Source organism: Oxalobacter paraformigenes, assembly GCF_000158475.2.
GTDB lineage: Bacteria > Pseudomonadota > Gammaproteobacteria > Burkholderiales > Burkholderiaceae_D > Oxalobacter > Oxalobacter paraformigenes.
This window is the reverse complement of the sequence record NZ_KI392031.1, coordinates 1056068-1078785: the sequence shown is the minus strand read 5'-3', so window position 1 is coordinate 1078785 and position 22718 is coordinate 1056068. Positions and strand designations below refer to the sequence as shown.

Genomic DNA, 22718 nt, shown 5'->3' with positions numbered 1-22718 from the left:
AAACGATGTTTTCCAAATTCTTCATTGAACGCCCCATCTTCGCCATTGTCGTCTCGCTGATTATCTGCCTTGCCGGCGGGATTGCCATGACGCAATTGCCGGTCGAACAGTATCCGAACATGAGCCCTGTCCAGATCACGGTGACAGCGCAATATCCGGGGGCGGACGCCAAGACGGTGGCTGATTCGGTCGCGGCGCCGCTTGAAAACCAGATCAACGGGATCGACAACATGCTGTACATGACGTCGTCCTCTTCCTCGTCAGGCCAGCTCGAATTGACGGTTTATTTCGATATCGACACCGATCCGGATATCGCGCAGGTGCAGGTGCAAAACCGCGTCAATCAGGCGACGCCGCAATTGCCCGGCGAAGTGACGCAAAACGGCGTCGATGTGGCCAAGCAATCCTCTTCGATGCTGATGATGATCGGGATTTACGGCGATCCGGCCCGTTACAGTGAAGACTATGTCGCCAATTACGCGAATGTTTATGTGCTGGACGCCATCAAGCGCGTTCCGGGCGCGGGGCAGGCTTCTGTTATGGGATCGGCCGATCAGGCCATGCGCATCTGGCTGAACCCGGACCAGATGGCGTCTTTCCGGGTGACGACCACCGATGTTTCCCAAGCGGTCGCCTCGCAAAACAGGCTCTTTTCCGCAGGCCAGATCGGCGGCGAACCGGCTCCGCCGGGGACGCAGCAGACGTATCCGGCGATTACCCAGTCGCCGTTTCAGGATGCGTCCGATTACGAGAACATGATCATCCGCGCCAGTAACGACGGCAGCGCCATCGTGCGGTTAAAAGATATCGGAAGCGCCGCGATGGGCAAGCAGTCCTATCTGGTCGATACGCAGATGAACGGCCAGTTCTCGACCTTTATCCAGATTGTCCAGCAACCGGGCGCCAACGCGCTGGATGTGTCGAAAGCGGTCAGGGCCGAACTGGACAAATTGCAGGCCGGTTTTCCCGATGGCATCCGTTATGTGATCGGCATCGATACGACGGATTTCGTCCGCATCTCGATTCAGGAAGTGATCAAGACGCTGATTATCGCGATTTTCATCGTGATCGGCGTGATTTATATATTTCTTCAGAAATACCGCGCGACCCTTATCGCTTCCTCGGCGATTTTCGTCGCCATTCTGGGCACATTTGCCGGTATGTATGTGTTGGGTTTCACGATCAATATGCTGACGCTGTTCGGGCTGGTATTGGCGATCGGGCTGGTGGTGGACGACGCCATTGTCGTGGTGGAAAACGTCGAGCGCAATATCGCACAGGGCAATGCCGATCGGAAACAGGCGACGATTCAGGCCATGAACGAACTGGTCAGCCCGATTGTCGCGACGGTTCTCGTGCTCGTTTGCGTGTTCGTGCCGGCGGCGTTCGTGCCGGGCACGACCGGACAGCTCTACAAGCAGTTCGCCATCACGATTGCCGTGTCGGTCACGATTTCCGGTTTTGTCGCCCTGACGCTGACGCCGGCGTTGTGCGGGAGCTGGCTGAAACAGACGCCGCCTCCGCAGAAAGGGCCTTTCGCCTGGTTCAATAAAAAATTCGCGACCCTGACCGAACATTATGGCCACTGGTCGGCCTCCATCATCAAACACTACTGGATTTCCCTGGCCTCTCTGGGGATCATGGTGGCGGCGATTTTCATTCTTTTCGAGCGTCTGCCAACGAGCTTTGTGCCGCAGGAAGATCAGGGATACCTGATTATGGCGGTGATTCTTCCGGACGCGGCGAGCCTTGAACGGACGAAAGACGTGATGGACAAGGTCTCCGGCATTGTCGAGAAAATTCCGGGCGTGCAGACCCGGGCGGGCATTTCGGGCTTTTCGCTTTTGGACAACGGTTTCAAGAATTCGTCGGGTACTTATTTCATGGCCCTGAAACCGTTTGACGAACGTTACAAGAACATCAGGACGGCCAAGGAGCAGAATGCCGGAACGGTCATGATGGAACTGTATGAACGGACACGGGTCATTCAGGAAGCGGAAGTGCTGCCGATTCTGCCGCCTCCGATTCCGGGACTGGGCAGCACGGGCGGTTTTGAATTCTGGCTCCAGAGCACGGGTACGGATTCGCCGGAGCAGTTGCAGGACGTGCTCGACAAAATTCTGGCAAAAGCCAAAAAACGGCCTGAACTGACGAGCCTCAATTCAACATATCAGGCGCAGTCGCAACAGTTGAGAATCACGGTCGATCGCGACAAGGCCCGGCTTCTGGGGCTGGACATGGACGATATTTCGGGAACGCTGGAAACCCAGTTCGGTTCTTCCATTGTCAGCCAGTTCAACCAGTTCTCGCGGGTCTGGTATGTCATCATGCAGTCGGCGCCGGAGTTCCGGGCGACTCCGGCCGATGTGACGCGGCTTTATACCCGCAATGCGCAGGGACAGATGGTGCCGCTTTCCTCGGTCGTGACGACGTCATATACAACCGGCCCCGATCTGGTTCCGCATTTCAACGGCTTTCCCGCTGCCGAGATCACCGGCAATGCCGCATCCGGCTATTCGTCCGGACAGGCGATGAAAGTCATGGAAGAAATCGCGGCCGAAACCATGCCGAAAGATTACGCCTATGGCTGGTCAGGGGTAGCTTACGAAGAACAGAAGTCGGGCACTTCTTCAATGATCGTCTTCGCTTTCGGGGTCATTCTCGTGTTCCTGATTCTGGCGGCCCAGTATGAAAGCTGGTCCTTGCCGGCCGTCGTGCTGATGGCGGTGCCGTTCGGGATTATCGGTTCGCTATTGGCTACCTGGGCCCGCGGGCTGGACAACGACGTGTATTTCCAGATCGGTTTGCTGGTCATGATCGGGCTGGCTGCCAAGAATGCGATCCTGATCGTCGAATTTGCCGTCGAGCTGGCGAAGAAACCGGGGACGACACTGGCCGAAGCCGCCGTACAGGCGGGCAAAATCCGGCTGCGGCCGATCATCATGACGTCGCTGGCCTTTATCGGCGGCGTCATTCCGCTGGCGATCGCGATGGGCGCGGGAGCCAATTCCCGGCATTCGATCGGTACCGGGATTATCGGCGGCATGATCGGCGTTTCGACGCTGGCGCTTTTGTTCGTTCCGCTGTTTTACGATCTTTTCGTCAGTTGGGACCGGAAAGTCAGGAGCCGGTTCGCCGGGCACGATACGAAAGAGGTGCCAAAACTGGCTCCTCCGCCGAAAGAACTTCCTCCACCGGATCAGGTAACACCCGGAGACGGCAAACCGCAGGGAGGCGATCAATGAAAGCCGCATGGATCGGACTGATGGGCGCCGTCGCGGCGGCGTTAAGCGGGTGCATGATGGGGCCGGATTATCGCCGTCCCGATTTGCCGGTGCCGGAAACCTACCGTTTTGTGCCGGATAGCGCCTCGCAACAGGCCATAGATTCCCGGTGGTGGGAAGATTTCGGCGATCCCGTGTTGAATGGCATGGTGGAAGAAGCGATCGTCAATAACCGGGATTTGAGGGCGGCACTGGCGAATGCGGAAAAAGCGGCGGCCGCGATCATGATGGCGCGTTCCGATCTCTTTCCCCAGATCAGCCTGAATGCCCGGACAGGACGCGAAAGGCTCTCCGAGCGGGACGCCGAACCGGTTATCGGCGTTCCCAATCCGCAAAGCGCCCGTGAAGCGAGTCTGGGCGCGACCTGGGAAATCGATCTCTGGGGAAGGATACGGCGTCTGACGGAATCGGCCGAAGCGGATGCCAAATCGGTCGAACAGGCCCGCCGCGCCGCCCTGCTTTCGGTCGTTTCCAGCGTCGTGACCCAGTATATCAACTTGCTGGCGCTGGACGAGCAACTGAAAATCGCGCAAAACACATCGGACAATTATGCGGAATCCTTGCGCATCATCGAATTGCAGTTCCAATACGGCGTGACTTCCCGGATGACCGTTGCGCAGGCTGCTTCGCAGTATGAAACGGCCCAGAGCCAGATTCCGCAAATCCGGCAGAATATCACGCAAACGGAAAATGCCCTGAATATTCTCATGGGCAAAAATCCCGGCCCGGTCATGCGCGGCCTTTCGCTGAACCGGTTGAAGCCGCCTGTCGTGCCTGCCGATCTGCCGTCGAATCTGCTTTTGCGCCGCCCCGATGTGCTTGAAGCCGAACAGGATCTGGTTTCGGCCAATGCGATGATCGGCGCGACACGGGCCATGTATTTTCCGACGATCTCCCTGACGGGCGCGTTCGGGTCGTCGAGTGAATCGCTGAAGAATCTCTGGAAAGGCGATGCCAAAACCTGGAGCTTTGCCGGGGTGGTTTCCATGCCGGTCTTTCAGGGCGGCTCGATTTATTCGCAGGTCAAACAGGCGGAAGCCGAACAGCGGGCGGCACTGGCCCGGTACGAAGGGACCGTGCAGTCGGCTTTCGCGGACGTGGACAACGCTCTTTCGATGCGCATGCGGGTCAATGAACAGCTTGACCGCGAAATCCGGCTGGTCAATCAGTTAAGCGATTATTCACGGCTCGCCAAACTCCAGTATGACGAAGGGTATTCGGCGTACTCCGTCGTTTTGCAGGCCGACCAGTCGCTGTTTCCGCGCCAGCTGACGCTGGCGCAATTGAAAGCCTCGTCCCTGACCTCGGTCGTGAACGTGTACAAGTCGCTGGGTGGAGGCTGGGTCGATCTGGCCGACTCGAAAACCCCGCAGAGGCAGGAAACGGAATGATGAAAGGATGAGGGCGCCGGAAAACCGGCTCCGGCAAAACCGGAATTTCCGTTTTGTTTTAAAATAGACGGCAATTCAGCGTCTGGCTGAAATTTTTTTGTCGGCCGCTTTTCCGGGAGATTTTCTTTTCTATGTGTCTGATCGTGTTTGCATGGCAGGTGATGCCGAGTGCGCCCTTGATCGCCGCGTCCAACCGCGACGAATTCTATGCCCGCCCTGCCCTGCCGGCCCATCACTGGGAAGATCATCCGGAAATTTATGCCGGCCGTGATCTGGAAGGCGGCGGTACCTGGCTGGGGGTGGCGCATGAAGCAGGCAGGAAAGGCAGCCGTTTTGCCGCCCTGACCAATGTGCGCATGCCGCATCTGATGAAAGAAAACGCCCCGACGCGCGGTCTTCTGGTCAGCGACTATCTGGCCTCCAGTCTGACGCCTGAAGAATATATCCGCGAAATCAGACGGGAATCCTATCACTATAACGGTTTCAATCTGCTGGTCGGAGACAGTGAGACGCTCATCTGGTATTCGAACTTCGGCATGATGAATCCCCAAAACGGCCTGCCCTTGAAGCCCGGCATTTACGGCCTTTCCAATGCCCTTTTGAACGATCCCTGGCCCAAGGTCGTCCGTACCCGCGCGCAGTTCGCCTGCCTTCTGGGCATCAATGCCCCTGAAGAGGCGTACTTTGAAATGCTGTCGGACACGACGAAAGCGCCGGACCGGCTTTTGCCCCGTACCGGCGTTTCCCATGAATGGGAAAAATTGCTCTCGGCCGTCTGTATCGAGTCGCCCGATTACGGAACCCGCGCATCGACGCTCGTTGAATTGTATAATGACGGGCCACCTGTCCTGCATGAACGCGTGATTCGCTGACCGGACAACGGCAACAGGACGGGAACCGGGAAAACGGAAATGATCTGGGAAGAACTGACACGGCAGCTTGAATCGCTGTCGGAAGACAATCTTTTGCGCCAGCGGAAAACGCTTGAATCCGCCTGTGGCACGCATGCGGTCATCGGCGGCAAACGGGTGCTGGCGTTTTGCAGCAATGACTATCTGGGACTGGCGTCCCATCCGGCCCTGAGGGAGGCAATCTGTGAATCGGCGCGCCTGTGGGGAACCGGTTCGGGAGGCTCGCATGTGGTCAACGGCCACATGGGGCCTCATGACGCGCTGGAAAAGGCGCTGGCCGGTTTTGTCGGGGCCAAACGGGCGCTTTTTTACAGTACCGGCTATATGGCCAATATCGGCGTGGTGCCGACGCTGGTCGGACGCGGCGATGCCGTTTTCGCCGATCGCTTGAATCACGCGTCACTAATCGACGCCGTGCAGCTGTCGCGGGCAGATCATCGCCGTTATGCGCACAACGATATGGCCCAGCTGGAAAAAATGCTCTCGCAAAGCGGGGCAAGGCGCAAGCTGATTTTAACAGATGCCGTATTCAGCATGGATGGCGATCTGGCACCCCTGAAAACGCTGTTTTCACTGGCGGAACAGTACGACGCCTGGCTGGTCGTGGATGATGCACATGGTTTCGGTGTACTGGGGCAGGAAGGGCGCGGTTCGCTCGATTATTGCGGAATCCCCTTTCATCCGCGTCTGGTCTATATCGGAACGCTGGGAAAGGCGGCCGGCGTGTCAGGCGCGTTCGTTGCCGGGGAGGATACCGTGATCGAATGGCTGATGCAGCGTTCCCGCTCGTATATCTTTACGACAGCGACCAGTCCGGTTGTGGCGTCCGCCCTTCTGGCCTCGCTTGAACTGGTCAGAAATGGCGAGGACAGGAGGCGTCATTTGCAGGAACTGATCGCGCAATTGCAGGATGGCCTGAAGGATACACGCTGGAAACTGCTGCCTTCCTTTACCGCCATCCAGCCGGTAATCGTCGGGGAAAATGAGGCTGTCCTGAAGGTATCCGGCGAACTGCAAAGGCGCGGCATCTGGGTACCGGCCATCCGGCCGCCGACGGTGCCGAAAGGCAGCGCACGTCTGCGCGTTTCCCTGTCGGCTTCCCATACAGGGGAACAGGTTGCCAAACTGATCGACGCATTAAGGGAAATGCCATGACGAAACTGGTTTTCTGGCATGGATGGGGCATGTCGCCCGCGGTATGGACGGATCTGATCGGGGAACTGAAAAGCCGGTTGCCCGGTGATACGCGCTATGACGCGATGCCCTTGCCGGGGTATGCCGGAACCCCTTTGCCGGAAGGCGAGCCCGTTTCCGTCTGGGTCGATGCCATGATGGAAAACGTTTCCGGCCCTGTTGTTTTGTGCGGCTGGTCGATGGGCGCGATCATGGCCCTGTCTGCCGCCCATCGTTATCCGGAAAAGGTTGCCGCGCTGGTTCTTTTCGGCGCGACCCCCTGTTTTGCCGAACGGCCGGACTGGGACCAATGCGTGTCGTCCCTGTCGGAAGACGCGTTCCGCAAAGGCGTGCAAACCGGGCCCGATACGACCCTGCGCCGGTTCGTCACGCTTTTCAACCGGCCGGACAGGAATGCCCGCGCCATTGTGCGGCAGCTGGCTTCGCTGGAAATCCCGCCTGCTGTCGTACTGGAAGCCGGTCTCGATTTTCTGGCCGCGGCCGATTTCCGGGCGATTGTGCCGGAAATCCGGCAGAAAACCCTGCTGGTTCACGGCGCAACCGATCCCTTAATGCCGTCCGGAGCGGCTGGCTGGCTGGCAAAGGCCTTGCCGGACGCCAGGCTGCATCTGTTGCCCGGTGTGGCCCATGCGCCTTTTTTGTCGGATCCCCGGCAGTGTTCGCAACTGATCGGAAAGTTCCTAAACGGCTGATGATGGAAAAAACGAAAATCGGCGAGGCTTTCGGACGGGCCGCTCCCTGTTATGACACACTGGCGGTTTTCCAGCGGCAGGTGTGCGAGAAGATGCTGTGTCTTTTGCCGGAGTGGCTGCCGGCCGGATTTGTGCCGGAAAGCTTGCTGGATGGCGGTTGCGGAACCGGTTTCGGCGCGGAGTGCCTGAGGTGCCTCTGGCCGGACGCTTCCCTAACCGGATGCGATCTCTCCGATGCCATGGTCGGGCGCATGCGGCAAAAAGGGTTTGACGCCGTACCAGGCGATCTGGAGAACCTGCCTTTTTCCAGCAACTGCTTCGATTTCGTCTGGAGCAGCCTGGCCCTGCAATGGTGCGACCCCGGAACCGTTTTTCCTGAATTGCACCGGGTTTTGCGAAAAGGCGGCGTCCTGTATTTTTCGACACTCGCTCCCGGAACCCTGCCGGAAATCGGTTTTGCCTTTTCCGGGATTGACGAGTCGAAACGCGTTCTCGAATTTCATCCGGCCGATGAGCTGGAAAAATGCCTGCATCAGGCCGGTTTCGGCGGAATCCGCCTGCTTGCCGAAAGGCGTGTCATGTATTATCCCGACGTACGGTCGGCACTGGAATCGATCCGGGGTATCGGCGCCGGGCAGGCTGCCCGAAAGCGCCGGGCCCTGATGGGCAGGCAGGCCTGGAAAAAGGTGCAGGAACGCTACGAATCCCTGCGTGATGAAAACGGCTTGCCCGTTACCTACGAGCTGATCTTCGGATATGCCCTCGCCGGCCGGTGAGCCGGGTTCCCGGTCTAGTCGAAAATCCTTTTGTGTCCGATGGCGGAGAGCAGCCGGGTCACTTTGGGCGGGGCGCCATCCCGGTGAAAAGCGCGGGCCCGATCCCGCACCTCGCGGTCGGCGACGGTCATGCGTTCCCGCTGGCGCAGCATTTCCAGCATGGTTTCGATCGTAAAGGATTCCACCATGATTCCCGGACGCGTCATGTCATTGTAAAGATGCCATAGCGTGGCCCCGTTGCGTTGCCGGATATCCCGGAGCCGGGTCATGGCTTCGATAAAGGCATCGGTATCTTCCGGGCGGATCCGGTATTCGATGATCACCATGATGGGCCCTTCTTCCATGCCGATATGGCGGGGAACGGGGCCGGCCCAGTCCGGAGAGAGCGGCGTCAGGTCGGCCTTGTCCTGCAAGCCCACGTAAAAACGCCATGAGACGGCAATGCCGATGAAAAGACAGATGGCGGCGATTGCCAGTGCCCATGAAATGGTGAGCAGACCGGCAACCTGTCCCCAGATCACGCTGCCGCCTGCCATGCCGCCGGTGAAAACGATCCAGAAAAAAGCCAGTCCCCGCGCCCTTACCCAGCCGGGAAGCGAAATCTGGGCGGCGGTCATCAGCGCTGACGCCGTCATCATCCAGGAAAGGCCGATAACGAGCATGGCGGCGCAGGCAGCCGCGACAATGTCGGAAGCCGCCAGCGCCAGCATGGCGATGCCGTACAATGCCGAGGCGCCCCGGATAATGGTGTCGCGGGTAACGCGGCGGATAAGACGCGGCATCAGGGTGGCGCCGGTAATCGCTCCGATACCGATACAGGCCAATAGCAGTCCATAGGTGCCCGGCCCGCTTTTCAGTTCCTGCCGGACGATCAGCGGCATCAGCGCCCAGGAAGCGCTGGCAAAGATGAAGAAGCAGCATCCCCGCACCATGACGGCACGAAGCGCCTGCGAATGCCGCGCGAAACGCAGCCCGGTTTTGACGGCACTGAACAGGTGTTCGGAAGGCAAGGCGCTTTGCGGGACATTCCGTTTCCAGCGGGCGATCAGAAACAGGACGATGGAATAAAGGCAGGCGTTGGCCATGAAAACGGCTCCGGAACCGGCAGAGGCCACGATGATGCCGGCAATGGCAGGCCCTACCGAACGGGCGATGTTGATGGCGATGCTGTTTAGGGCGACGGCGGATTGCAATTCTTCACGCGGCACCAGTTCGGGAATGATCGCTCCCCAGGCCGGCATCATCATGGCAATGCCGACGCCGAGAAAGAAGGTGAAGAGCAAAAGCAGGACAGAGCCGGTCATGCCCGAAAGCGTCAGGATGCCCAGCGTCCCGGCGCAGGCAACCATCCAGACTTGCGTTCCGATCAGATAACGGCGGCGATCCACGATATCGGCCATGGCGCCTGCCGGAATGGCGAGCAGGAAAAACGGCGTGCTGGTCGCCGCCTGAACGAGCGATACCATGACCGGAGTCGGCGCAAGCGAGGTCATCAGCCACCCTGCCCCGACATCCTGCATCCAGGAAGCGATATTGACGAAGAGAATGGCAATCCAGAGCATGCGGAAGACAGGATGGCGCAATGGCGTCCACGCGCCGATCTGTTCTGCGGCCTTTTCGGTTTTTTCTCCTGTCCTCATGATTTCGCCAGTACTCTCTTTTCATTGCGGAACCGGTTTTCAGGAGTATAACGATATCACTCCTGAATCCGTTTTTCTGTTCATTTTTCAAAAAAGAAACGCTTGCCTCCGGAAAATGTCCGGCCTGCTAGGTCGCCGGTGGCCTGTCTTGTGGAAGGCGTCCCTGTTTTTCTTTCTGAACGGGAAAAATGCGGAAGCGGTTCAATTGTCCTTTTCGTCCCTTCAAGGGGTGTCGGGCGATGCGGGTCCGGAGGGGGCGAAATAGTCCGCCAGCGTCATGTTCAGGCCTTCTCTGATCACCTTGTCCACGTCAAGGGTGGGCGGATCGTTGCTGTCGCCCGTGAAAACGAATTGCCGGAAGACGTCGCCGACCGTGATTTTGGTGGCGTCTGCCAGCCATTTCCATTCACGGGGAGCGCGTTTTCGGAGTGAAACGGTACTGATCAGGGAACGCTTTAGCGTGGTGGCCCAGCCCAGCCTTTGCAGTGTCGTCAGGCAGTACTCCACCTCACCGAGGCTCAGACGGGTTTGCGATTCGAGATCAGTACGGGAGACGGTCCGGCTGCCGTTTTCGCCGGGGCGGCAAAGCACGCCGATGATTTTCATGGCATCCGAAAAACGGTTGCCAAGCGAAGGCGGCGCGTTCCAGCGGCCGTTCCGGATTTCCGGAAGCAAGGCGGCCACCATGGCGCCCAATAACATGATAAGCGAGCTGATGTAGAGCCACATCATGAAAATGGGAAAAGCCGCAAGCGCTCCATAAATCCGTTCATAAGAACTGAAATTGACGATGAAAAAGGCGAAGAGCCGGATGGCGATTTCAAAGGAAACGGCTGAAAACAGGCCGCCGGCGGCCGCGTCTTTCCACAAAACCAGCCGGTTCGGCAGGATGCGGTACAGCAAGGTGAAGGCAATGGCTGTCCAGATAATGGCGATCAGGGGAGCCGAGACGCCATTCAAGAAAGGAAGCCAGCCGATCAGTCCGTGTTCGGAGAGAACCAGATGCGAAGTGAGGTAAATGGATATTCCCAGCAAGACGGGGGCCAGTACGGCGATGGCGATATAAAGGATAACGCGTTTCCAGAGCGGTCTGGGATTCATGATGTGCCAGATCCGGTCGAAAGCGCTTTCGATCGTGGAAATAGTCGATAAGGTCGTAAAGAGCAGGGCCAGACCGCCGACAATGGAAACATTGGCGGCATTGGAAGCGAATTCGCCCAGATAATTCAGAATGGTGCGCGCGATGTTGTCGGGAATCATTCCCTGCGCAAAATAGGTTTCCAGCGTATCCTGCAAGGTGCCGAATTCGGGAAAGGTCGTGAAAACCGCCAGCACGATGGCCAGCATCGGCACCAGACTCAAAATGACGGTAAAACTGATGTTGCCGGCAACATCGGTCAGATTGTTTTCTTTCAGTCTTTCGCCGCAATAGCGCAAAATGGCTTTCGCGCGGTCTTTCCGGGAAAGGCCGGCCGGATTTGAGGCCGTTTCGGCTCTGTTTGACATAAAGTCCGGTTTGTCCATAAAAACATTTTAAAATGAAACCGTGGCCGGGAAGGCAGTCGGGAAAAATTGTTTTATCATGTGCCGGACAGTCCGATATTGATTTTGAGCGATAAACCCGGTTTCGCGACAGGGCTGCCGGTGGCCGGGAACGGCTGTTTTTCCCGGAAAAACAGCGCCGGACGGAAAACCTATTTCATTATCCTTTTTATGGCACAGTCTTCTTTTATCGAACTTTGCAGGAAACGGGTCGGAAACGCCCATGTTATCAGCGTTCCTGAAAAAATGGCTTCCTACGTCACCGATTACCGGAAACGGTATGCGGGAAAAGCGCTTGCTGTTGTTTTGCCGGGCAATACGCGGGAAGTCGCCGATCTTGTCAGGCTGTGCAAACAGTACAGGGTTCCGGTCGTTCCACAAGGGGGCAATACCGGACTCGTCCTGGGAAGCGTTCCGGATACCTCGGGAAAAGCGGTCGTTTTGTCACTGGCGCGCATGAAACGGATACGCGAAATCGATGTGAAAAACAATACCATGACCGTTGAGGCGGGATGCATTCTTGACGACGTGCATTCCGCGGCGCTGGAAGCCGACCGGATGTTTCCGCTGTCGCTGGCGTCTTCGGGTTCATGCACTATCGGCGGCAATCTGGCGGCCAATGCCGGCGGAACGGCGGTGTTGCGTTACGGGACAGCCAGAGACTTGTGCCTGGGACTGGAAGTGGTCATGGCTGACGGCGCTGTCTGGGACGGGCTCTACAAACTCCGCAAAAACAATACCGGATACGATTTGCGCGATCTGTTCATCGGTTCGGAAGGCACGCTGGGCATTATCACGGCTGCCGTCCTGAAGCTTTTCCCGCGGCCAACGACACGGCAGACCGCTTTCGTCGCCCTGTCTTCGCCCGCCGATGCATTGCAGCTTCTGGCGATTGCGCAAAAGGTCGCCGACAGTTCGCTGACGACGTTTGAACTGATGTCCGGATACAGCCTCGAACTGGTCGTCCGGCATTTTCCGCATCTTTTGCCACCCCTGCCGCTGGAGCGGCCCTATTATGTGCTGTTGGAACTGTCCGGCACCGAACCGGAAGGACAGCTTGGAGAACGGTTTGAAAAGCTGCTCCAGTATGCCATTGAGGAAGGTGTTATCTGCGACGCGGCGCTCTCGCAAACGGTTTCCCAGTCCCGTTCGATGTGGGCACTGCGCGAAAACATTTCTGCCGCGCAGGCAAAGGAAGGCAAGAACATCAAGCACGATATCGCCGTCCCCACTTCCCTGTTCGCCGAGTTTATCGAAACGACCGACCGGCAGCTTCAGCAGTATTTTCCGGGGTGCCGCACGGTGACGTTCGGCCATCTGGGCGACGGCAGCCTGCATTACAACGTGGCGGCGCCAAAAGGCGTTTCCGACGATGCCTTTCTGATGCGTCAGGATGAAGTCAACCGGATCGTTTATGACAGCGTCGACCGCATGCAGGGCGCCATTTCGGCCGAACACGGTCTGGGCGCGCTGAAACACGAGCGGAATGCGGAGTATAAAAGCGATGTGGAAATCCGGATGATGCGGAAAATCAGGGAAGCGTTCGATCCGGACAATCTGATGAATCCGGGCAAGGTATTGCCGTAGCAATACCCCACCCTTCTCATCACTCTCACGTTCAGGAAAACTTCATTGTCCGGTTTGCCAGGGCGGCGTTCAGGAAATCACTGGCCGCGTCGGCGGTCATCGGTCTGGAAAGATAATGTCCCTGAATGGCCGTGCAGCCGATTTCTGTCAGGAAAGCGATATGTTCCTCCGTTTCGACGCCTTCTGCAATCGTTTTGATGCCGAGATTTTTGGCCAGCGAGACGATTGCGCTGACAATGGCCATGTTTTCGGTATCGTCCGGAATGTTCCGGATGAACGAACCGTCGATTTTAAGACTGTGCGCGGAAAATCGTTTGAGATAGGCCAAAGAAGAATACCCCGTTCCGAAATCGTCAACGGAAACCTTGACGCCGCGTTCCTTGAGACTGTCCACGACCACGATGGCGGCGTCCGGTTTTTCCATGGCAACGCCTTCCGTCAATTCCAGAACCAGCCTGTCCGGACTGACCTGCGCTTCTTTCAGGAGGGTGGATACCATATCGGATAGCCTTCTGTCGCGGAACTGGATAGCGGAGAGATTGACCGAAACCATGATTTCTTCGTGCCCGGCATCGATCCATTTTCTCAGCTGGCTGATAACCGATCTTAAAATCCATTCGCCGATCGGGATAATCTGGCCGTTCGATTCGGCAACAGGAATGAATTCTTCGGGAGAAACGGGGCCCAGTTGCGGATGTTCCCAGCGCAAGAGCGCTTCGAAACCGACGATGATGTGATGTTTTAACGACATGATCGGCTGGTAATGCAAGGTGAACTGTTCACGTTCCAGGGCACGGCGAAGGGCGCTGTCGAGTTCCAGCATGCGTGCCGATCTGGCCTGCATTTCCGTGGTGAAAAAACAGTAATTGTTCCGCCCGCCCTGTTTTGTCCGGTACATGGCCGTGTCGGCACTGCACGAGAGGGTGTCGAAATCAATTCCGTCTGCGGGGTACATGGCGATGCCGATGGAAGCGGTCAGGTTCAGTTCGTGCGGTTCGATGTGATAGGGTTCCGCCGCAATGGCCAGCAGTTTTTCCGCAATGCTGGTTGCGCCGCCGGTATCGGTATTCGGGAGAACCAGAACGAATTCATCGCCTCCCTGCCGTGAGACGGTGTCCTGTTCGCGCACGACGCTCTTCAGTCTGGAGGCAAACTGTTTCAGCAATTCGTCGCCAGTATTGTGACCCAGTGAATCGTTGACGTTTTTAAAGCCGTCCAGATCGAGAAACATCAGGGCGAGCGGTTCGTGGCGGCGCTGGGCCAGACTGATCGCCAGATTGCTCCGGTCTCGCAGCAATGTGCGGTTCGGCAGCCCTGTCAGGGCATCGAAGTGGGCAAGCCACTGCACTTTTTCTTCCGTTTTTTTGCGTTCGGTCATGTCGGCGAAAAGTCCGATGTAATGGGTCAGCTTGCCGAATGAATCCCGCATGGTCTGGATCGACAGCCATTCGGGATAGAAAGTGCCATCCTTGCGTCTGTTCCAGATTTCGCCCTGCCATGAACCGTGCTTGTCGATCCGGTTCCACATGTTTTCGTAAAAATCCCGGTCGTGTCGTCCCGAGGACAGAATGCGCGGATTGTGTCCCAGCGCCTCGGTGTCGCTGTAACCGGTAATCGTGGTAAACGCCTTGTTCACCATCACGATGTGGCAGGCACTGTCCAGCAGCATCAAGCCTTCGTTACTTTGCGTGAAAATCTGTGCGGAAAGCTGAAGCTGCTGTTTTCTGTCGAAATTGTCCAGAGCGAAATCGATACTGGTGACGAGTTCTTTCAGCAATTTCTGGGCGGCGATGTCGAAAGCGTAGGTTTCAGCGGCATTCAGGCTCAATACGCCAATGGTTTTTCCGTTCTTGTGAAGCGGCAGACAGGCGATGGCATGAATCTGGTTTTCTTTGGTGACGTCTTTCCAGATGGTGGAATTGCGAAGGATATCGCAGATCGGATCGCTGTCGAAATCCTGCACCCAGACCGGCTTGTCTTCCTTGAGCGCCTTTCGGATGATACCCTGCGTCATGGTCAGGTCGGTACGGCTGATCACGTCCATTGCCTGAATGATCGCAGCGGGAGAAGCGCCTTCGGATGCGACAGGGTAAACCTTGTTTTCTTCGTTGACCAGCCCGATCCAGGCTACCTTCATGGCGCCGTATTGCGTGACGATCCGGCAGATCTGCCGGAACAGTTCATCCTGCGTCGAGCATCTGGCAACGGCCTGATTGCAGTAGCCCAGAATAGCGTAGAGCTGGTTCAAACGCCGGATTTCTGCTTCGGCCACTTTGCTTTCCACATACAGATTGCGCAATTCGTTTTCCGCCTTGCTCCTGATGTGTTCCCGATGAAAGTTCTCAAGTGAAAAGTCGATATCGTTTGCGATTTCCACCAACAGATTCTGCACAGACGGATCGAACGCATCGGTACGCTCCGAAGCGAGCAGGAAAACACCGGTGATTTTCCCGTTTTTGTGCAAGGGCAGCGAAGCGACAGACTGGACATGGTTCCGGATGGAACGCTTGTGCCAGGGCGCGCACAGCGGATCCTGCTGGAAATCCTGATTCCAGCAGGGTTTTCCGGAACGCACCGCCCTTCCGACGGTTCCATGGCCATTTGGATGGTTTTCATCGACGGAAATGACGATTTCTTCCAGAAAGGCCACCCCATCGCCGTATTTTGCGCCGGTCTTGACCATGCCTGTCGGTTCGTCGATCAGGCCGATCCATGCCATTTTGACATTGCTGTGATGTACCACGATCCGGCAGATGTTTTCGAACAGTTCGATTTCGGTTTTGCTGCGGGCTATCGCGTAGGAGCAATGGCTCCGGATCGTATTTAGCTGGGACAGTCTCGACACTTGCCGTTCGGATTGCCTTTGCCGGGTGATGTCTTCGAACGTGACAACGAAATAGTCCGGGGACTTGTCCCGGTTCCTGACGCAACGGGCGTGCATATCGACAAGAACGACGTCGCCGTTTTTGCAGATGAGTTCCCGTTCGGTGTGGATTTCTTCCGACACGCCTTCTTTCAGGGCGATCAGCTGGGATCGTTCTTCTTCCGTATCGGGACGGAAGCAAATGTCCTGCCAGCTTTTGAGCGTCATTTCTTCTTTTGTGTAGCCGAGAATGTCGCAGATTTTGTCGTTGCATTGAAGCCAGCAATCCATCCGGGGTGACAGGATCGCCATGCCGATAAACGGCATGGTGTAGAAATTGTCCTGCAGTTTGTCTTTCCTGATCTTGCGGGCGAGATTTTGGGTTTTCTGATGCATCTTCCATATCAGAAGCAGGGCAAGACCGATGACCAGAACCGCAAAAAAGGTAATGATGGCAACCCCGAAAGCCGAATTCTGCATGGAACGGATGGCCTTGTTGTAATCGTATTTGAAGATGAGCTTCCAGTCAGTATCGTCGATGTTATTCCATGCCGCAAATACCTTGGTCTGATTGTAGTCGTTGCCGATACCGTGTCCTGTATCGGAACCGGCCGGTAACGGAGAGACGATTTCATGGTTTTTTAAGGTGGTGTGAACGGCACTGTTTCCGTTTTCGGAAGATTTGATCGTCAGCATGATGGCCTTGTCGCCCACTTGCCGGCGCAAAACCACTTCCCTTCCCGGATGGGAAGCAATCCAGCTGTCGAAATGCTGTGAAAAATAATCCTCGGGATCGTAAGCGATCAGTACGGCGCCCATCGCTTCCTGCGTCCGGTCTGTCAGTATGTAGGGGATGACCATTTCAAAGCCCGACTTGCCCTGCGAATAGATGTTGTGCCGGATCTTCCGGACATGAGGGCGGTTCATCAGTTCCAGCAAGGCCAGCCGGTTATCCTCTTCCAGCCTCAGGTTTTCACCGAGCGAAAGCAGTTCGTTTCCTTTCGGGTCAATGATTTTGATGCTCTTGTATTGCTGGGCGTTCTTAAGGGTTTTCAAAAAATCGACCACATCCATTTTTGCGATCAGACTGTTATCGAAACGCCATTTTTCAAAACTTTGCCGGAAAAAGGCACTGCTTAGGACAACCGACCCGATTTCCCGCTGTTCCTTCAGCCAGCTTTCGATATGTTGGGCTTTTGCCTGGACTTTCGCCTGCAAATTGGCGAGCGTTTCCTTTTCCAGATGCGAACTGTACAGCTTGGGAAGCCCGAAACTGATAAGGGGAATAATAAGCAGCAGTCCCAGAAAAATCGCGGCGAGACGGTAATCGCCGGTTTTGCGCCACAAATTCGGTTTTTCGGCTTTCAAAGAGCGGGATTCGTCGAAATGCCAGAGAAACAGATAGAGAAAACAGCTTGAAATGCCGGCTAGCGCCAGGTTTGTCTTCAGGGTGAATTCAAGCAGGGTTCCGGAATTTTCGGGATTGTGGTAAACGAAAATATCGGCTACCAGAAAGTAAAGCGATGTCAGGAACAGATAGGTGAAAACGATGGCCCGGCGATGGGACAGGAAACCGGCCAGTTCGCTTTTTGCCAGCAGAAAGTGAAGTAAAAGCGTGCTGAAAATCACAAAAACAAATCCGACAATGCCGAACAAATGGAATTTCAGCAGGATTTCTTCTGAAAGAAGAGACAGAAAATAAATCGTACACAGGATGTAAAAGGAAGTGCCGACCGCAAAGAACAGTGCCGTTTTGCCAATGCTCATCGGTTTTCCCCGCCGGAACTGTTCTGCAAGCCGTAAAGTGTTCAATATCTTGTCTGTCATTTCTAACCCTGGATTTTTCTGGTTAACTGATCGGCATGTTGTTTAAAGAATGGCAATATTTCCACGGGGAAACATTATTACATGTATTTATAATTTTGCACATCAGTTGGAAACTTTTTTGCAAAATAGTTTAAATTCAAAATAAATGCATGTTTTTAAAAGGAAAAATAAAAAATTTGCATAAAAAAAGAGCCACGTTTCGTGGCTCTCCTGCGACATTTCGTAGTAAAACGATAGGAAATCAGGAAATCGTTTTCATATGATCATCTTCAATAAAGGAAAAAACAGCATCGGCCTGAAGCGGACGGGACAAATAATACCCCTGGATTTCGGTGCAGCCTCTGGAGCGCAGGAATTCGAGCTGCTCTTTCGTTTCGACACCTTCGGCCACCGTTATCATGCCCAGACTGTCGGCCAGTGAGATCACGGCTGAGACGATCGCCATGTCTTCGGTATCGTTCGGCAAATCCTGAACGAATGAGCGATCGATTTTGAGACTGTAAACGTTGAACCGTTTCAGGTAGGTCAGCGAGGAATAGCCCGTTCCGAAGTCGTCGATCGAGATACGGATGCCTTTCTTGCGCAGTTCGTCGATGACGGTAATGGCCGCCAGGGGATTTTCCATGGCTACCCCTTCGGTCAGTTCGAGCTGGAGACATTCCGGCGAAACGCCCGCTTCTTCCAGAATGGCCATGACAAGCTCGGGCAAGCGCGGATGGCGGAACTGGACGGCGGAGAGATTGACGGATATCGTCACGTCTTTCAGGCCGTTGTCCTGCCAGAGGCGCAATTGCCGGACAGCGGTTTTCAATACCCATTCCCCGATCGGAATGATCTGGCCGTTCGATTCGGCGATCGGGATGAACTCGTCCGGCGGCGTGTTGCCGAACTGGGGATGTGTCCACCGGATAAGCGCCTCGAAGCCGACGATCCGGTTGGTGTTTAAGGAGAGTTGGGGCTGATAGACAAGGCTGAACTGATTTCGTTCGAGCGCTCTTCTCAGCGCATTGTCGATCTGAAGCGTTCTGGCGGAACGCGCCTGCATTTCAGTGGTGAAAAAGCAGTAGTCGTTCCGGCCGCTCTGTTTGGCGCGGTACATGGCGGCGTCGGCGCTGCGCCAGAGGGTATCGAAGTCGGTGCCGTCTGTGGGGTACATCGCGATACCGATTGAAACAGTCAGGTTGATTTCATGCCGTTCGATGTTGTATTGCCGGGCCGCGATATTCAAAAGCCGTTCTGCCAGATAGGCCGCTCCGTCCGTATCGGTGCCGGGCAATACCAGAACGAATTCGTCGCCGCCGAGCCGGGAAATCGTGTCCTGTTCCCGGACCGCGTTCACCAGCCGCTGCGAAAACTGTTTCAACAGTTCGTCGCCTACACCGTGGCCCAGCGAATCGTTGACGTTTTTGAAGTTGTCCAGATCGAGGAACATCAGGGCAAGCGGTTCATGACGGCGTTGTGCCAGACTGATGGCCAGATTGCTCCGGATATGCAGAAGCGTCCGGTTGGGCAAGCCGGTCAGGGGATCGAAATGGGCAAGCCACTGGACGCGTTCTTCCGTTTCCTTCCGTTCGGTCAGATCGGTGAAGGTTCCGATGTAGTGCGTCAGAGTGCCCCGGGAGTCGCGCATGGTCTGGATCAGCAACCATTCCGGATAAAGGCTTCCGTCCTTGCGCCGGTTCCACACTTCGCCCTGCCAGCGCCCTTCCGTTTCAATCGCTTCCCACATCGTGGCGTAAAAGTTCCGGTCGTGCTGGCCGGAAGCCAGCATTTTGGGATTGCGGCCCAGTGTTTCTTCCTCGCTGTAACCGGTAATGTGGGTGAAGGCGCTGTTGACCATGACGATATGGCAATTGGGGTCAAGAAGCATGATTCCTTCGCTGCTCTGGGCGAATATCTGCGCCGAGAGCTGGAGCTGCTCTTCCTTTTCGAAGTGTTCCAGCGCGAAATCGATGTCTTCCACCAGTTCGAGCAAAAGCCGTTGCGACGACTCGGTAAAGGCATTCAGAACGTTTGAATAAAAGAACATGACGCCGATGACGTTGCCGTTTCTGTGCAATGGCAGGATGGCTGACGAACGCCATTTGAAGTGCTCGATGTGTTTCTGCCAGTGCTTCATGGCCGGTTCATGCAGGAAATCCTGCATCCAGATCGGCTTGTTTTCACGGACGACCTGACCGGCCGGTCCCTGTCCGGCCGGGTGATCGGGCAATACATTGATATAGAGCCCTTTCAGGTAATCCTGGTGTTCGCCGGCAGACGCCACCGGAACGATATCCTGTGTCTTTTTATCGACAAGCCCGACCCAGACCAGATTCATCTGGCCGTATTCGACAATGTCCTCGCAGATTTGCGTAAACAGTTCCCGTTCGTTTTTGCAGCGTATGATGGACTGGTTGCACTGGGAAAGCGCGGCATACAGCCGGTTCAGGCGCTGCACTTCTTCTTCGGCCTGCATGCGTTCGGTATAAAGCCGCCGGTAGTTGTTTTCGCTTTCTTCCAGTTCTTTTTGCGTCTGTTTCCGGAGGGCTTCGTGAAAGAAATTGTCAAGCGCGAAATTGATGTCGCTGGTCATTTCCGTCAGAAGGTTTTTGGACTGGGCGTCGTAGGATTCCGGTTCCGGCGAATACACTTTCAGCACGCCGATGGTTTTTCCGTCCTGATACAGGGGAAACGCGGCCAGGGAGCGGATTTCCATTTTATTGAACAGTTCGATCCAGTTTGCCAGAAACGGATCTTTCCAGACGTCCTGTATCCAGACGGTTCGTTTTTCACGGATGGCAATACCTGCCGGACTGTTTTCACGGATGTTGTCGAATCGCGAAACGATACTCATGGTGCGGAAAGGTTCGGCAAGTTCTTCCGGTATGCCGTATGAAACAGTCATATCGACCTTTTCGGCGTTTTCGTCGATCAGCCCTACCCAGGCCATGGTGAAACGTCGCCCGCTGTAGTGCACGATACCGTAACAAATCTGTTGGAAGAGTTCCTTTTCCGTTTTGGAATGGACGATGGCCTGATTGCAGTGGGAAAGCGTCGCGTACAGCTGGCTTAGGCGATAGATTTCCGTTTGCGCTTTCTTGCGTTCGGTGATGTCTTCGACAGTCACGACCAGATAGTCGGGGGCTCCGTCGTCTTTCGCGACACATCTGAAATGGACTTCCGCGATGGCGTTTCTGCCGTTTTTGCGCCGGAACGCTTTTTCCTCCCGGAATTCGTCGATGTCTCCCCGTTTCAGCGATTCGATGCCCCGGTTTTCTTCGGCACAGGGCGTGTCGCACAGTTCGTTCCATCCTTTTTTCCCGAATTCTTCCGGTGTGTAACCGAAAATTTCACACAGCTTGTCGTTGAAGTGGATCCATTTGTCCAGGGAAACCGAAAGGATCCCCATTCCGATAAAGGGCAGTGTGTAAAAATTGTTCAGCAGCTGTTTTTCCCGGAGATCGGAGGCGATGAGCTGGGAACGCTGGACCATATGCCAGATAAACAGCAGGACAATCCCGAAAATGATCAGGATGGTGATGAAAGCCAGATTGAACCAGAGCGCGAGACTGCGCACCGGGGCCATCAGGTTTTTCCGGTCGATCTTGACAACGGCATACCAGTCCATTCCCTCAACCGGATGCCAGGCCGCCAGGGCGATCTCCTTATACAGTGTCGGCCCCTTGACGCGGCGTTCGCCTGCTGCAATGGCCTGCGGCAGAACATTGCCGGTTGCGTTGTACGATCTGACAACGACCTTGCCGGACTCGTCCTGTTCCGTCCGGTAAAGCATGAAATCGTTCCCTTCCCGGTCGATCAGAAGGATGCGCTTGTTCGCGATATCTCTCGCCCAGTGATCGAGGTAGGCGGACAGATAGGCCTGTTCGTCCAGTTTGACATAGACCCAGCCAAGCGGAACGCTGGTGCTGATGAAATAGAGTGGCACGATGAAATCGCGCCGGTTCTTGTCTTTTTTGTTCAGCTCTTCATAAGTTTTGCCGGCCGCGTTGTCGATCTGCCTGTTCAGATAAGACCTGTTGACCGGTTTGCCGACTGAAAAGAGCGGATGGCGTTGCGCATCGAAAAGGATCAGGGAGTCGTATTGCTGGGCTGTTTTCAGGGATTCGAGCCTGGCGAGGATAGCGGTTTTCGCTGCCGGACTTCGGGTGGTTTGCAGTTTTCTGACATCGTCAATGAAGCCGGGACTGGTCAGCGTCAGGAAAGTGGAATGCTCGCGTTCGTCAAGCCAGCCTTCCAGTTGCTTTGCCCGGATGCCGGATGACATTTCCAGTTCCGAAAAAGCGTTTTTTTCGATCTTTGGCGTCAAAAGTTCGATGAAAAGAAAGCTGATAAGGGGGATGGACAGGGCAAGACACACGAATGCCAGCATGATCCGGTAAGCGTTGCGGGGCAGTACGAAAGGCGTGTCCTGACGGTTCGCATCGGCCCGGTTCTGGATCGAACTTAAAAGCAGAAACAGGAAAACGGAAGAGCAGCCGATCAAAAGCAGGCCGGAAACATAGATGAACTGGGCACGGAGCGTGAAATCGTCCAGCGCCAGATAAGTGAACAGACGGATGAAAGCGATCCAGAACAGACAGAAAAGAAAATTGGCGACGACCAGTTTTTTCGGTGACAAATTCCATTTTCCGATAGCGGGAAAGGTTTTTATCTTCCGCAACAAGACGTAAAGGAACAGCGACGAGAGAACGGCGTATAAAAAGCGGTTCGCAAAAAGAACAAAAAGCAATTCATCGTTTTTCCAGTCGGTGTTAATGCCGATGAAACAGCAGGCCAGCATCCACAACAGACCGAAAATGAAATAAATCAGGGTAATCCGTACCGGTCGTACCGGGGCGTCCTGCATCCATTGCTTGAACTGGGTCATTATTAAAAGTGCGGTACGTTTGAAATCGGCAGCTTATAGACGGTCGTTTAATTACTTTCAGGAAAGATTATCTCACGTATTGTTATTTTTTGCTAAACGGCAATTTCTTTTATGCTGACGAATGTGTCAGATAAAATAAAT

The 22718-nt window shown here is 55.4% G+C and carries 11 protein-coding genes; 7 read left to right on the top strand and 4 right to left on the bottom strand.

Going from position 1 to position 22718, the window contains the following annotated elements; all coding sequences use genetic code 11:
* Nucleotides 1-5 precede the first annotated feature (5 nt).
* From OFAG_RS09065 to bioC, 6 genes are all read left to right on the top strand, one after another.
* Nucleotides 6-3245, top strand: coding sequence for an efflux RND transporter permease subunit (locus OFAG_RS09065; protein WP_005876541.1), 3240 nt, complete (start codon nucleotides 6-8; stop codon nucleotides 3243-3245).
* Nucleotides 3242-4675 (top strand): efflux transporter outer membrane subunit, encoded by a 1434-nt coding sequence (locus OFAG_RS09060; RefSeq protein WP_005876542.1) that lies wholly within the window; start codon nucleotides 3242-3244, stop codon nucleotides 4673-4675. Before OFAG_RS09065 ends, OFAG_RS09060 begins: the two co-directional genes overlap by 4 nt.
* Nucleotides 4676-4806: 131 nt before the next feature.
* Nucleotides 4807-5547: an NRDE family protein gene (locus OFAG_RS09055; RefSeq protein WP_005876544.1), complete on the top strand. Its 741-nt coding sequence runs from the start codon at nucleotides 4807-4809 to the stop codon at nucleotides 5545-5547.
* A 39-nt stretch (nucleotides 5548-5586) separates the two neighbouring features.
* Complete coding sequence (bioF, locus tag OFAG_RS09050) at nucleotides 5587-6741, top strand: 8-amino-7-oxononanoate synthase (RefSeq protein ID WP_005876546.1); 1155 nt, start codon at nucleotides 5587-5589, stop codon at nucleotides 6739-6741.
* Nucleotides 6738-7472 (top strand): alpha/beta fold hydrolase, encoded by a 735-nt coding sequence (locus OFAG_RS09045; RefSeq protein WP_040720115.1) that lies wholly within the window; start codon nucleotides 6738-6740, stop codon nucleotides 7470-7472. The genes bioF and OFAG_RS09045 overlap by 4 nt, the downstream gene beginning before the upstream one ends.
* On the top strand, nucleotides 7472-8248 hold the full coding sequence (gene bioC / locus OFAG_RS09040) for a malonyl-ACP O-methyltransferase BioC (protein ID WP_051347025.1): 777 nt from the start codon (nucleotides 7472-7474) through the stop codon (nucleotides 8246-8248). Before OFAG_RS09045 ends, bioC begins: the two co-directional genes overlap by 1 nt.
* A 14-nt stretch (nucleotides 8249-8262) precedes the next feature.
* Here the strand turns inward: bioC and OFAG_RS09035 are convergent, their stop codons facing one another.
* Both OFAG_RS09035 and OFAG_RS09025 read right to left on the bottom strand, forming a co-directional pair.
* Complete coding sequence (locus OFAG_RS09035) at nucleotides 8263-9888, bottom strand: MFS transporter (RefSeq protein WP_005876550.1); 1626 nt, start codon at nucleotides 9886-9888, stop codon at nucleotides 8263-8265.
* A 222-nt stretch (nucleotides 9889-10110) separates the two neighbouring features.
* Nucleotides 10111-11394, bottom strand: a complete 1284-nt coding sequence (locus OFAG_RS09025) for a YihY/virulence factor BrkB family protein (RefSeq protein WP_231371690.1) — start codon at nucleotides 11392-11394, stop codon at nucleotides 10111-10113.
* A 207-nt stretch (nucleotides 11395-11601) separates the two neighbouring features.
* Here OFAG_RS09025 and OFAG_RS09020 point away from each other — a divergent pair, with 207 nt between their 5' ends.
* Complete coding sequence (locus OFAG_RS09020; protein ID WP_040721280.1) at nucleotides 11602-13017, top strand: FAD-binding oxidoreductase; 1416 nt, start codon at nucleotides 11602-11604, stop codon at nucleotides 13015-13017.
* A gap of 31 nt (nucleotides 13018-13048) precedes the next feature.
* Here the strand turns inward: OFAG_RS09020 and OFAG_RS09015 are convergent, their stop codons facing one another.
* Nucleotides 13049-17647 (bottom strand): EAL domain-containing protein, encoded by a 4599-nt coding sequence (locus OFAG_RS09015; RefSeq protein WP_231371689.1) that lies wholly within the window; start codon nucleotides 17645-17647, stop codon nucleotides 13049-13051.
* Nucleotides 17648-17948: 301 nt separating this feature from the next.
* Nucleotides 17949-22577, bottom strand: a complete 4629-nt coding sequence (locus tag OFAG_RS09010) for an EAL domain-containing protein (protein WP_020995169.1) — start codon at nucleotides 22575-22577, stop codon at nucleotides 17949-17951.
* Nucleotides 22578-22718: the final 141 nt, after the last annotated feature.